Below are 13,472 nucleotides of genomic sequence, written 5' to 3' on the forward strand. Positions count from 1 at the left end.
GTCACGCCCGCATCAGGATGAAGTCGCCGTGGCCGCCGTAGCCGAGGACGTCTTCGGCGTACTGGGTGCCGTTGAAGGTGGGGAGCCACCACCGGCCGCCGATCCGTACCAGCATCGGGTGCGGGATGTTGGTGCCGTACGGCGCGTTCAGCGTGCCCAGCTTGCGCAGCCGCAGGTCGTAGACCGGGTACTCGCGCGCGTCGCCGTCGCTGGCGAACAGGTACCAGCGGCCGCCGACCCGTTGCAGGATGGGGCCTTCGGTCTGGCTGACCGACAGGTCCGCGCCCAGCAGCGTCAGGCCCTGGTCGTAGTCGGCGCCGCGGGGCGCGGCCGCCAGCGCGGGGTGGAACACGAACGCGGGCTGCTGCGCCGGGCTTTCCACGAACCCGATGTGCCAGCGGCCGTCGATCTTCGTCAGTCCCGGATCCCACGAGCTCACGGTCGTGGGCAGCGGGAGCTGTTCGGTGGGCAGGACGTGCACGCCCGAAAGTACGTCGGCGCGGGTGGTCGTGTGACGCACGTGGACGCCGGTGAAGGCGAAGTCACCCCAGGAGCTCATGAGCAGGATGAAGCGGTCGTGCTCGTCGTCGCGGACGATCTGGCCGGCGTGGTCGCCGAGCACGACGCCGTCGCGGGCGAAGAACAGCGTCGCCACCTGGTCGAGTTTCGTCGGGTCGGCGAGGTCGAGCGTCCACACCGCCCAGTGCGCCTGCTGGAAGAACCCGAGCCCGGCGTTGGTCATGGTCAGGTAGAGCTTGCCGTGGCGGATGTACGGCCGGCCGTCGGCGTACTGGACGACGTGGGGGTCGCGGACGCCGGCCTGGCCGAAGTAGCCGGCGCGGACCCGGCCCAGCCGCGCCGGGCCGCGGCTGCCGTAGGCGTAGCCGAGCCTGCCCAGCACGGCCGGGTCGCGCAGGTCGATCCGGGCGCGGACCCCGTCGCGCTCGGTCAGCAGCGGCCGCCAGCCGGTTCCGGTGTCGGCCAGCACCGTGACCGCGTTTTCGTTGACCACCACGGCGAACCCGAACGCCGCCGGCAGGTCAGCCGGAGCGGTCTTGACCACGGTGGTGCCGCCCGGCGTGGTGATCTCGATGGCTGCTTGCTTCGCGACGGCGTCGTAGGTGCCGAGCACCGACGTCGTGTCCCCGGCCAGCCCCGCGACGACGGAAGCGCGCTCGCCGGACACCTCGACGGTCACCGTCCCGTAGGGCGCCTTCGGCCGTACGCCGGTCTTGACGAGCGCGCCGGGCCGGGCCCGCGTGTCGACCTGGACGAACTTCGGTGCGATCAGGTCGAACGGCCGGAACTGCTCCGCCACCTCGAACTTCAGGTCCAGGGGGCTGGTGCCGGACGCTTCGGCGGTGCCGCCGAAGAGGCTCGCCGTCACGCCGGTCACCCCCAGCGCGGCGAGGGTGCTCAGGACGGCACGTCGATCGAAGTCGGTCACCTTTGACCTCCGGGGTGGGGGAGCGGGCACGACAGCGGGGCCCGCCCAGTTTGCAACGTGGCACACTCCGTGGCAAGAGTGGCCGGTGCCGTCGTGGGCCGTGCTTCACTGGGGAGCCGAGCCGGCCGCGCGTCCGCGCGACGGGCCGGCCCGGGACGGGAGGACGACGTCGTGTCCTCGAAGAGCCCGTGGCAGGCGGCGGCGAAGATCCTTTCGGTCGGGCGCGCCGAGGTGCGCCCCGGCCTGCTGGTCATCAGCGCCGTCGGCGAGATCGACGCTCTCTCCGTCCGGCTCCTGCAGCGCGCGACGGGGCCGGGCCCGGCCGCGGTCACCGTGGTGGACCTGTCCCGGGTGACCTTCCTCGGCGCGGCCGGCCTGCGGGCGCTGGGCCACGCGGCGCGGCGCGCCCACGCCGAGCGGCGGCGGCTGTGCCTCGTCACGCCGCCCCACCCGGTGTCGGTCGTGCTGCTGATGTTCTGGAACGACGATCGCGTCTCCCTGTACTCGACGCTGGCCAAGGCGCTGCGGGCGAACCCGGGCTGACGCTGTGCCGGGCGCGCGGTGCGCCGCGGCCTTACTCGCCGGCGTGCCGCTCGCTGGTGAGGACGGCCCAGACGACCTTGCCGCCGGACCACCGGGGGCTGCAGCCCCACGCGTCCGCCGAGCGCGCCACGATGTGCAGGCCCAGCCCGGCGGCGCCGGGGCGCGACCGGGGGAGCAGCACGGCCGGGTGGGGATCGTCGTCGAGCACGGCGATGGTCAGCCGTCCGCGCCGCAGGTCCAGCCGCAGGGTGGCCGCGGAGGTGGTGTGCTGGGTCGCGTTGGCCGCGAGCTCGCCGGCGACGAGGATGCCGTCGTAGACGAACTGCGGGACCGCCCACCGCGCGCACGCTTCCCGCACGGCGGCGCGGGCCATCGCCGACGCTTCGGGGGCGCGGGGCAGGACCAGTTCGGTCCGCTGCCGCGAAGGTTTGCACAGCGCGCGTTCGGCGCTCCCGACGTCCTCGCCGATCGCGACCCGGCGGTGGATCCCCTGCTCCCGCAGCGCCCGGGTCCGGTTCGCGGCGCCGGCCAGCGCGAACGGGATCCCCGGCCAGGTCCCGAGCCGCCGGGCGACCAGCCCGAACACCCCGACCGGCGCGACGGCGTCGAGGTCGAGGCCGTCGACCCCGGCGATCACGGCTTCCGGCTCGTCCGCCGCGACCTCCAGGAGGCCGTCGCGCAGGTGCCGGTAGCTGCCGAGGTGCAGGCCGCCGGTGACGGTGACCAGGGTGTAGAGCGGCTGGGACGTCACCTCGAGGTCGAGCGTGCCCAGCATCGTCTCTCCTCAGGCGAGCAGCAGTGCCGTCCCGCTCCACGCTAGGTCCACGGCGCCGGAATCGGTAGGCCCGCCACCCGCGTGCCCGCCCGATCGGGGCCGGCCGGCTTTCGGCGCCGGCCCGGCTACGCCGACTTCGCCGTCGCCGAACCTGCCTCGCCCGGTCAGGGTTTCCGGTACGGGCGCGTTGCGCCGGTCTCGGCGTTGTGCTCGGTGACCTTGATGCCGTTCTGCTCCAGCTTCGGGTACTCGATCTTGTCGAAGATGTTGTCGGGCCGGCGGTAGGGGTAGATGTCGCCGTTCGGGTTCGGGATCCCGGTGCTGGTCTCCTTCCCGGGCTTGTCCGGGAAGACGACGTGGGTGTCCGCCGTCGAGTTCTTCGCGAACGTTTCCGACGCGTGGTCCCACTTCTCCTTGACGAAGTTCTTCTGGTCGAGGTTGGACGTGCCGTGGTCGCCGTGCGACCAGTACCCCTTGTCCGGGTCCTTCATCATCTTGTCGTCGACCCAGCCGGGCATCTTCAGGTGGTTGTCGGCGACGAGACCCTCGAGGGTGTTGCCGCCGTGCTGCTTGGCGACCGAGTTCGCCTTGAACTCGATCGAGCCCAGGTACGGGTCGTCCGGCCCGCCGTGGCCCTGCTTGTACCCGCCGGACCAGAAGAAGTGCTTGTCGGCCTTCATCATCTCGTCCAGTTCGGGCTTGAACTTCTCCCACTCCTCGCGCGTCATGCGGTTCACGTCGACGCCGAGGTCGGGCTTCTTCGCCGGTGGCGGCTTGAGGTCCGGGTGCTGGTCGAAGTCGTCCGGGCGGGGCCGCTTCGTGCTCGACGGCCCGCCGGTCTTGCCGCACGCGCCCACGAGCCCGAGCGGGTCGCCGGTGAGCAGCGGTTCGGCGACGTACCCGACGGGGTCGGGCGCGGCGGCGAGCCCGAGCGGGTCCTGGCTGAGGTACCGCGCGGTTTCCGGGTCGTAGTAGCGGAACACGTTGTAGTGCAGCCCGGTTTCCTCGTCGCGGTGCTGCCCGGGGAACGCCAGCGGGACGGCCGCAGCGTCGGCGCCGGGCAGCGGCGCGCCCCAGAAGCTGCTGCGGTCCCGCCAGACCAGCGCGCCCCGCGCGTCCAGCAGCTCGGTCGGCGTGCCCGCGGGCGAGGTGATCACGCAGTGGAACCGTTCCTCGGAGGCGGTGCGCTCGACCTGCACGACCGGGCGGCTGTCGGCGGGATGCCGTTCCCACGTGAGGATCCGGCGCGAACCGTCCGGGCCGGATTCGACGCGCTCCACGAGGTCGAAGCCGCTCCAGAGGAACCGCGTGTCGGCGGCGAGCTCGGGTTCGCCGTCGGCGCCGGTGACCCAGCGCCGCTTGGCGAACCGGCGGCCCAGCGGGTCGTAGTGGTAGGTCCAGCGCGCGCCGTCCGGGGTCCGCACGCCGCGCATCCGGTCCAGCTGGTCCCACGAAAACGTCCAGGACCGCTCGCCGCGGTGCCGGCCGGTGACCCGGCCCTGCGCGTCACCGGTGTAGCGGGTGCCGCCCGCCGAGACCAGCGTGTTCCCGCGGTAGGTCCGCGGACCCGGCAGCGACGGCGAGTCGGCCGAGGTGACACTGCCCGCGGCGTCGCGGGCGAACCGCTCGGCCCCGCCGGGACCGCGCGCCTCGCCGACCCGGCCCGCGGGGTCGAACTCCAGCCGCCAGGTGTCCCCGACCGCGGCGAGCCTGCCGTCGGGCCGGTAGCCGTAGGTGCGCTGCCCGACGCCGGCGATCTCCTCCGCGGCGAGCCGGTCCTCCGCGTCGAACCGCCGCCGGAGCAGCACCGTCCCGTCGACGCCGCGGGCGACCTCGCGCCCGGCCGCGTCGTGCTCGAACCCGACGTCGTGCCCGGCGATCCGCAGCGAGCGCGGCAGGCCCGCGTCGTCGAAGGTCCATTCACTGTCCACACCGGACGAGGTGCGGCGGCGCAGGAGCGTTCCTTCGTAGCTCCAGGCCACGCCGAGCCCGTTGACCGTCTCGGCGATCACCCGGCCGTGCCCGTCCCGGAGGATCTCCAGGCGGGACTCGGCGTTCTCGGCGAGGGCCAGCCGGCCCAGGGCGTCGTAGGCGTAGCGGGTGACGTCCTCGGCCGTCCGCCGTTCGACGACGTTGCCGAGGAGGTCGTAGGCGAACTCGGTGGGTTCGCCGAGGCCGTTGGTCATGCGCCGCAGCTGCCCGGCCGCGTCGTAGGCGTAGGTGAGCCGGCGGCCGTCGTAGTCGGTCTCCTCGACCAGGCGCCCGGCCGGGTCGTAGGTGTAGCGCCAGGTGAGGCCCCGCGGGTTCGTCACCGCGGTGAGCCGCAGTTCGGTGTCGTAGCCGTACGTCGTCCGCGCGCCCGCCGCGTCGATGTCGGCCACGGCGAGCCCGAACGGCCCGTACTGGCGGCGCCGCACGCCGCCTGCCGCGTCGCGGTACTCGACGACCTGCCCTTCCGCGTCGTGCAGCCAGGTTTCGCGGTCGCCGTGCGGGCCGATCCGCCAGGCGCGGCGGCCCTCGGCCGTCCAGCCCAGCCGGGCCGCGCCGCCGGAGGCGGTGTGCACGAGTTGCGGCCGGCCGAAGACGTCGCGGTCCCCGGGGCGCCCGTCGGTCGCCGGTGCGTCGGCGAGCGGGTCGGGCGCGGCTGCCGGATCGCCCGCTCCCGCGGCACCGGGCAGGCCGGTGAACGGGTCGGCCGCGGGCACCACCCGGTGGACGGCGGCGTCGCCGTCGCCCACCTGCAGCCGCACCTCGCCCTCGGCGGCGGGTGCCGTCCGGACCACGGACCCGTCGGGGCGGATGACGGTGGCGAGCTCGCCGTCGCGGTAGTCGTACCGGGTTTCGCGGCCCAGTTCGTCCACTTGGGACAGCAGCTGGTCGTAGCGGCTCCAGGTGTAGCGGCGGGAGCCGCCCAGCGGGTCGATCCGTTCGACGAGCTGCCCGGCGTCGTTGAGCCGGTAGGTCCAGGTGTGGCCGAGCGCGTCGGTGTGCCGGGTGGCGCCGGGTTCGTAGGCGAACGTCGCGTTGTAGAAGCCGTTCGCCCCGACGGTGCGCACGCAGCGGCCGGCGGCGTCGTAGACGTAGCGGTACCAGGTACCGGTGCGGTCCTGCCAGCCGACGAGCCGGTGCTCGAAGTCGTAGTCCAGCGTCATCGGGCGGCCCGCGAAGTCCGCGACGGTGGTCAGCTGGCCCAGCCGGTTGTAGCCGAACCGGACCAGCGGCGCGGCGTCGGGCGCGCCCAGGGCGACCACCCGGCCCTCGGCGGTGCCGATCCGGATCTCGACGCCGTCGTCGCGGCGCAGCGCGGTCGGCGTGCCGTCCGCGGCGTACGCGATCTCGGTACGGCTGCCGTTCTGCTCGATCGCCGTGAGCGCCGCGATCCGGCCGCTGCCGGTGAAGTGCAGTTCACGTTCGCCGGTGGCGAGCCGGTAGCCGCCGGGGGAGCGGTGCAGCGGGTGGCGCGGGCCTTCCAGCGGCAGCGTGGGTCCGTCGGCGGGCACCGGGTAGACGAGGACCATGCCGTCCTCGGCGTAGAACCGGACGTGCTCGGGGCCGACCTCCAGCCGCTGGTCCAGGGTGGAGGTCCAGGACCGGCCGAACCAGCGGCCCGCGCGGTAGGACGACAGGTGCGTGCGGGTCAGTTCCAGGTCGCCCGCGTCGCCCGGCAGGGTCAGGTCGACCTGGGTGACCACCACCTCGCCGGTGGCGACGTCCACCGGGTCGGAGACGCAGACCTTCTTGTCGTCCGGCACCGCGCGGTCGCGCGGGCCGTCGCCCTTGGGGTCGCCCTTCGGCTTGGCTCCGCCGTCGGGGCCGCCCTTCGGCGTGCCCCCGGGCGGGTCGGCCTTCGGCGGCGGGCCGTCGGCGGGCGGGTCGCTCTTCGGCGGGGGATCGGTCTTGGGTGGTGGGTCGGTCTTGGCGCCGGAGGGTGTGGTGTCGTCGCCCTTCGCGCCCGAGGTGGTGGTGCCGTCGCCCTTCGGGGGTGGGTCGGTCTTGGGCGGCGGTGCGTCCGGGCCGCCCTTGCCGTTGGGCCCGTCGAGGCCCTTGGGGTTGCCGTTGATGTCGGCGTGCTTCGGCGGCGGCGCTGACTTGCCCGGCTTGATGTTCTTCAACGCCTTCGCCGCGTCGGAAAACAGGTCACCGGCGCGCTTGAGCAGCGGGATCAGCGCCTGCAGTGCCTTGACCAGGCGTTTGGTGAGATCGGCGATCTTCGACGCGGTCTTCGCGACGGCGGTGATGACCTGGGGGACGACCCAGGTCATGCCGATGCCGAGGGTGAAGATGACTTGCAGGGCCCAGCTGATGAGGTGGCCGACGAGTTCGGCGATGATGTCGCGGACCAGCGCCCGGACCGCGGCGACGACCTCACCGGCGGTTTTGACGCCGCTGGAGGCGCCTTCGCAGCCCTTTTGAGCGGTTTCCAGCAGAACGACGGTGTCTTGTGCGCGTTGGCGGTAGGCGTCCCCGGCGGTGCCGGTCCAGGACGAGACGTCCGTTTTGACCATGCCGGTCAGGTCTTGGCCGATGCTGCCGAGTTCGGTGGCGACGTTCTTCCAGGTCTCGGACTGGGCGGCGATCTCGTCGGCGTTGCCGGTGAGGCCGTTGAGGGCTTCTTTGAGCGGTCCGACGTGTTCGATGAGCCAGCCGACGCCGGCGGCGAGGATCGCGCCGAAGGGGTCCATGGCCATGGAGAGGGCGTCGAGGGCGGTGCCGACGGCGCCCATGGCGACCGAGGCCCAGTCGCCGCTTTCGATCGCGGATTTCAGGTCGGCTGCCGACTCCAGCAGCGAAATGCCCGAATACGCCTTGGTGGAGTCTTTGGTCTCCGCGACCAGCGGGTTGCCCACTACGCGACCTTCCTGACGTCACGGCGAACGTTCGTCAAACTTTCAAGCAAGCTTGACGCGAAGGTAGCAGCGCGGGAACGCCAGGTGTCGCGAAGGTGAACCGGATGCCCGAAAATCCGGCGGTTGCTGTCCCGGGCGGGCAACCGTCAGCTCAGGCCGCCCGCCCGGCCGCGTCAGCCGTGGGCGAGTTTGTTCCGCCGGGCCTCGGCGGCGTCCCGGCGCTCTTCGAAGCGGGCCGCCTGGGCGTCGAGGGTCTTCAGGAAGGCCGCCAGCTCGTCGCGCGCGGCTTCGCCCTCCGGGCCGAGGCCGGTCAGGTCGAACACCTTCCAGTACCGCAGCAGCGGCAGGACGACGTCGTCGTGGTGGATGCGCAGGTCGTAGATGCCCGCCTTGGCGATCAGGGCCGCCTTCCGGGCGAAGCTCGGGATCACCGCGCCCGGCATCGCGAACGACACGACCTCGTCGGTGATCGCGCGCATCATGGCGTCGGGGGAGATCTCCAGGGAGGCCTTCACCAGGTTGCGGTAGAAGACCATGTGGAGGTTCTCGTCCGTGGACACCCGGGCCAGCAGCCGCTCGGCCAGCGGGTCCTGGGTGTAGCGGCCGGTGTTGCGGTGCGAGATCCGGGTGGCCAGCTCCTGGAACGAGACGTAGGCGCAGACGTGGAGCAGCGGCTTGTCGCCGGTTTCGTAGCCCGCCTGCATCGTCTCCATCCGCATGCGCTCCAGCTCGACGGGGTCGACGGCGCGGGTGACCAGCAGGTAGTCGCGGATGCAGATGCCGTGCCGGCCCTCTTCGGCCGTCCAGCGGTGCACCCAGGTGCCCCAGGCGCCGTCGCGGCCGAACGCGCGCTCGATCTCGCGGTGGTAGCTGGGCAGGTTGTCCTCGGTGAGCAGGTTGACCTCCAGCGCCGTCCGCGCGATCGGCGTGACGCGGGACTGCTCGGGGTCCCACGCCTCGCCGCCGAGCTCGGCGAAGTCCCGCCCCTGGCTCCAGGGGACGTACTCGTGCGGCATCCACTCCTGGGCGGCGGCGAGGTGCCGGTTGAGGTTCTCTTCGACCGTCCCTTCCAGCTCGTACAACAGGCGCGTGCTTTCCGGAACCGGCATGGGGACGTCCTTCCGTACCTACGCGACCGTAACTTACGGTGCCGTAGGTAGCGTAAACGGACGTGGGGGCCGAGTGGTTCCCCCGGGTGGGCACGGTCACGATTCCCGGGAGGTCGCTACCGGCGGGTAGCGATCTCCCGGTGAGCCTCGGTCAGGTGCGCAGCCCGAGGTGGTCAGCGGCTGGTGCCGCAGCGCCACCACCCACCTAAAAGCACGCCGGCGCGCAGCGGGGACGACTTCTCCTGCAAGCGCGGCAGGGGTCGCTGCACGCGCTCAAGACGAAGTTCGTCCTGCGCGACGAGCCGACGTACCTGGCCTGCCGCGATGAAGGCCCACCTGCCGCGGATCGGCATGGCGCTCACCCGCGCGTACCTGCCGGACACGGACCCTGCGCACCCTGGTGAAACTGGCGACCACTCAGGGGTGAGCGGGCCCGGTGCGCAGCAGGCTGGTCAGCTCCGTGAGGTCGCCCAGCTCGGCCAGGCCGTAGGTCAGCTCCGTGATCCGCGCGCTGACCTCGGCCGGGAGGACCCGGGCCGCGTTGAGGCGGAACTTCGTCGCCAGCTCGTCCGCCGAGAGCGGGTTGCCCGGCCCGCCCCGGTTGACGTCGACGCGTTCCTCCAGTTCCCGGCCGTCCTTCAGCCGCGCGCGCAGGACCGCCGGGAACTGCTGGGGGAAGATCTCGTCGCACCGGGCGTCCGGGACGCAGCGGACCTTCGCCGCCAAGGCCAGGCGGGCGGGGTCCGCGGCGGCTTCGTCGGTGAAGTCGTCGTGGAACACGCCCAGCCCGCCGCCGCCCAGCAGCCCGGCCGCCACGGTGTAGGGGCCGGAGAACGCCGCGTGGTAGCCCGACCGAGGCCGGATCTTGGATTCACGCGGCTCGCCGATCGTGCGCAGCACCGCCGTCGGCGCGCCCAGCTCCAGCTCGAGAACGTCGGCGGGATCGACACCCCGGGCACGCAGCCGCCGCGCCGCGTCGATGCCGGCGTGGGTGAAGTGGTTGCACGGGTATGGCTTGAAGAAGATCCCGGGCAGCTCCCAGCGCTCGCCGAGGCCGTCGACGATCACGTCCACATCGGACTGGTCGCCGCAGAACGCCTGCAACAGGCCGAATCGGCCTTCCAGGACCGTGGGCGGGCCGGTGATGCCGTGACGCGCCATGCCGGCCGCCGTCACCGCGCCGTGGGCCGCCCAGCCGCAGTGGATCCGCTTGACCGTGCCGCCCGTGCGGTTCGCCTCCAGCAGCCCCGAACCCATGCTGGCCGCGATACCGATGGCGTCGGCGATGCCTTCGGCGTCCACATCGGACAGCAGCGCCGCGGCCGCCGCGGCCCCGAGGGCGCCGCAGATCGCGGTCGCGTGCAGGCCGCGTTCGAAGAACACCGAGTTGCCGAGTTCCTCGTCGTAGCCGGCCATGCCGAGCCGCACGGTGATCTCGACGCCGACGCCGATCGCGTCGAGCAGCTGGGCCCCGGTCGCCCCGCGCGACTCCGCGACGGCCAGCGCCGCGGGCACCACCGACGCCGACGGGTGCAGCACCGACGGCAGGTGCGTGTCGTCGAAGTCGAGCGAGTGCGCGAGGGTGCCGTTCTGCAGGGCCGCGCTCGGCTCGGGCAGCCGGTCGCCGGTGCCGATCGCGGTCGCGCGCCCGGTGCCGCCCCACTCCCGGACCAGCGCCCCGACGGCCGCGGCGGGCCGCTCCGAGGTGGCGGCCAGGCTGTTGCCGAGCACGTCGAGGACGCGCCGGGCGGCGTCGTCCCGCAGCTCCGGCGGCAGTCCCTTGGCCCGCACCGACGCGGCGAACGCGGCCAGCTGCTGCACGATCGTGGCGGTCATGCGCTCACCGCCGCGAGGGGACGCACGGGCGAGCCGGTGCCGCCGACGATCCGCAGCGGCGCCAGCACGAACGCGAACTCGTGCACGCCTTCGGCCGCGACGGCTTCCAGGTTCAGGTGCTCCAGGATGAAGATGCCCGACTCCACGAGCAGGATCCGGTGCACCGGCAGCACGGCGTGCCCGGCTCCGGCGGGGATCTGCTCGTAAGCCGTCGTGTCGGCACCGGTGGCGACGACTTCACGGGCGGCCAGCCACTCCGCCGCCGACGTCGTCGCGCCGGGGACACCGGTCTCCTTGCCCATGTACTTCGGGGCGTCGTCGAAGTTCCGCGCCCAGCCGGTGCGGATCAGCGCGACGTCGCCGGCGCCGGGCTCGGTGCCGGCCAGCTTCGCGGCCGCGTCCAGGTCGTCGGCCGTGACGCCGTACCCCGGTTCCAGCGTCGGGACGCCGTGCACCGCGGCCACGTCCAGGAGCACCGCGCGCCGCAGCAGGCCGGGGAGGTTTTCCGCGCCGTGCGTGCGGAACACGCCGCCCTGCTGGGCCTCGGCGGCGTCGACGTCGCCGTGCAGCTTGCCGTCGTGGCTGACGTGCGACAGCGCGTCGATGTGGGTGCCGACGTGCCCGCCGGTCACGATGATCTCGTTGGCGGCCGACCCACCGTCCGGGCGGCGCATGTCGCCGTGGCGGCGGATCAGCGTCATCCGGAACCCGGGGTGGTTCGGCGAGCAGGGCATGCCGGTGAAGAACGGCTGCCCGAGCTCGATCAGCCGGACCCCGCCGGCGATCGCCGACAGCAGCGGATCCTGGGGACGTGTCATGAGTGCTGGCCTTCCCTTTCCTGCGCGAGCGCGAGCACCCAGCGGGCGCGCGCCACGATCGCGGCGTCGACGAACTGTCCGTGGTGGTCGATCCAGGCCGCCGAGCCCTCCGTCGCGAGCCGGTCGAGCAGGTCGCTCGCCCAGGCGGTTTCCGCCGGGTCGGGCGCGCACACCTCGTGCACCACGGGAATCTGGGCGGGGTGGATCACCGACCGGCCGAAGAACCCGGCCCGCCGCCCGGCTTCGGTGCTCGCGCGCAGGCCGTCGAGGTCGCGCACGGCGGTCCAGACGCTCTGCACCGGGCTCGGCAGCCCGGCCGCCCGCGCCGCGACGACGACCCGGGAGCGCGGCCAGGTCAGCGCGTCCCCGCCGGTGACGCGCAGGTCCGCGGCGAGGTCGGCTTCCCCGAGGGAGATCCCGGCGACGAGCGGATGCGCGGTGGCGATGGCCAGTGCGTTCTCCACACCCAGCGCGGATTCGAGCACCGGGTACACCGGCACGCCGAGGGTGTCGGCGACCCGCCGAAGCTCGCCCGGGTCCTCGCACTTGGGCACGCGAACGCCCGCGGCCCCGGTCAGTGCCTTGATGTCGGCCTCGCCGGCGGGGGTGCCCGGCGCATTGATCCGGACGAACGCTTTCGCGCCGTCGGCCAAAGCGGCCAGCGCGTTGCGCCGCGCCTCGTCCTTCGCCGCCGCGGCGACGGCGTCTTCGAGGTCGATGATCACGGCGTCCGCCGGGCCGGCCAGTGCCTTGGCGATCCGGTCGGGCCGGTCACCCGGAACGTACAGCCAGCTGCGCAGGACCTCGCTCACTTGATCACGCCTTTGTCGCGCAGAGCCGCGAGTTCCGGTTCGCCCAGGCCGTAGCGGCCGAGGACTTCGGCGGTGTGCGCGCCGAGCGGCGCCCCGGCCGAGGTGATCTCGCCGGGCGTCTCCGACAGCCGGAACAGCACGTTCTGCATCTTCACCGGCCCGAGCTCCTCGTCGTCGACCGTCGTGATGCTGTTCAGCGCCGCGAACTGCGGGTCCGTCATGACATCGGCGGCGGTGTAGATCGGCGCGACGGCCGCCTGGGCCTCCTCGAACGCCTTCACGACGTCGTCGCGGTCGCGGTCGGCGATCCACGAGCCGACGGCGTCGTCGAGCAGGTCGGCGTGCTGCGCGCGTTCGGCCCCGCTGGCGAACCACGGCTCGTCGATCAGCTCGGGGCGCCCGACCAGCCGCATCACGCGTTCGGCGATCGACTGGGCGCTGGTGGAGATGGCGACCCAGTTGCCGTCACGGGTGCGGTAGGTGTTGCGCGGCGCGTTGTTCGTGGAGCGGTTGCCGGTGCGCGGCTGCAGTGTGCCGAGCTGGTCGTAGGCGATGATCTGCGGCCCGAGCAGCGTCAGGATCGGCTCGATGATGGCGAGGTCGACGACCTGCCCGCGCCCGGTCTGGTCCCGCGCCCGCAGCGCGGTCATCACGGCGTAGGCGGTGGTCAGCGCGGCGATCCCGTCGGCGAGGCCGAACGGGGGCAGTGTCGGCGGGCCGTCCGGTTCGCCGGTGATCGCGGCGAACCCGCTCATCGCCTCGGCGAGGGTGCCGAAGCCGGGCCGCTTGGCGTACGGGCCGATCTGCCCGAACCCGGTGACGCGGGTGAGCACCAGGCCGGGGTTGATCTCGCGCAGTTCGTCGTAGCCGAGGCCCCAGCGCTCCAGCGTGCCGGGGCGGAAGTTCTCCACGACGACGTCCGCGTCGGCTACCAGCTTCTTGAAGATCTCCTGGCCCTCGGGGGAACCGAGGTAGAGGGTGATCGCCTTCTTGCCGCGGCCGAGCATCTTCCACCAGAGGCCGACGCCGTCGCGCTGCGCGCCGTGGCTGCGCACGGGATCGCCGTTCGGGTGCTCGATCTTGATCACCTCGGCGCCGAAGTCGCCCAGCAGCGTCGCGGCCAGCGGGCCGGCGAACAGGGTGGCGGTGTCGAGCACCCGGATCCCGGACAAAGCGCCCGTCATGGGGCTTACCTGCCTTTCTCGTCCGGCGACTCGGATCTGACCGTCGTTTCGCCGGGGGGAACGCTTGTGAACGTCTGGTTTCGCAGCGACGTCTCTCGGTG

The 13,472-nt window shown here is 72.9% G+C and carries 9 protein-coding genes; 1 reads left to right on the plus strand and 8 read right to left on the minus strand.

The features are described 5' to 3' along the window. Position 1: 1 nt before the first annotated feature. Positions 2-1,447, minus strand: a complete 1,446-nt coding sequence (locus tag ACZ4TR_RS28535) for a hypothetical protein (RefSeq protein WP_465290010.1) — start codon at positions 1,445-1,447, stop codon at positions 2-4. A 171-nt stretch (positions 1,448-1,618) separates the two neighbouring features. Here ACZ4TR_RS28535 and ACZ4TR_RS28540 point away from each other — a divergent pair, with 171 nt between their 5' ends. Continuing rightward, complete coding sequence (locus tag ACZ4TR_RS28540) at positions 1,619-1,990, plus strand: STAS domain-containing protein (protein WP_465290012.1); 372 nt, start codon at positions 1,619-1,621, stop codon at positions 1,988-1,990. Between the two features lie 31 nt (positions 1,991-2,021). On the opposite strand, the gene ACZ4TR_RS28545 is transcribed toward ACZ4TR_RS28540, so the two are convergent. The 7 genes from ACZ4TR_RS28545 to ACZ4TR_RS28575 all read right to left on the minus strand — a co-directional run bounded on the left by ACZ4TR_RS28545 (position 2,022) and on the right by ACZ4TR_RS28575 (position 13,371). Then, positions 2,022-2,765, minus strand: a complete 744-nt coding sequence (locus ACZ4TR_RS28545) for an ATP-binding protein (RefSeq protein ID WP_465290014.1) — start codon at positions 2,763-2,765, stop codon at positions 2,022-2,024. Between the two features lie 164 nt (positions 2,766-2,929). Then, entirely contained in the window at positions 2,930-7,612 is a 4,683-nt protein-coding gene (locus ACZ4TR_RS28550) for a DUF6531 domain-containing protein (protein WP_465290016.1), read from the minus strand. A 173-nt stretch (positions 7,613-7,785) separates the two neighbouring features. Next, positions 7,786-8,721, minus strand: a complete 936-nt coding sequence (locus ACZ4TR_RS28555) for an acyl-ACP desaturase (protein ID WP_465290018.1) — start codon at positions 8,719-8,721, stop codon at positions 7,786-7,788. A gap of 417 nt (positions 8,722-9,138) precedes the next feature. Continuing rightward, positions 9,139-10,557, minus strand: coding sequence for an MmgE/PrpD family protein (locus tag ACZ4TR_RS28560; protein ID WP_465290019.1), 1,419 nt, complete (start codon positions 10,555-10,557; stop codon positions 9,139-9,141). Continuing rightward, complete coding sequence (locus tag ACZ4TR_RS28565; RefSeq protein WP_465290021.1) at positions 10,554-11,375, minus strand: cyclase family protein; 822 nt, start codon at positions 11,373-11,375, stop codon at positions 10,554-10,556. The genes ACZ4TR_RS28560 and ACZ4TR_RS28565 overlap by 4 nt, the downstream gene beginning before the upstream one ends. Next, positions 11,372-12,187, minus strand: a complete 816-nt coding sequence (locus ACZ4TR_RS28570; RefSeq protein WP_465290023.1) for an HpcH/HpaI aldolase/citrate lyase family protein — start codon at positions 12,185-12,187, stop codon at positions 11,372-11,374. Before ACZ4TR_RS28570 ends, ACZ4TR_RS28565 begins: the two co-directional genes overlap by 4 nt. Continuing rightward, positions 12,184-13,371 (minus strand): CaiB/BaiF CoA transferase family protein, encoded by a 1,188-nt coding sequence (locus ACZ4TR_RS28575; protein ID WP_465290025.1) that lies wholly within the window; start codon positions 13,369-13,371, stop codon positions 12,184-12,186. The genes ACZ4TR_RS28570 and ACZ4TR_RS28575 overlap by 4 nt, the downstream gene beginning before the upstream one ends. Positions 13,372-13,472 lie beyond the last annotated feature (101 nt).

Source organism: Amycolatopsis sp. NPDC028719 (assembly GCF_055565395.1).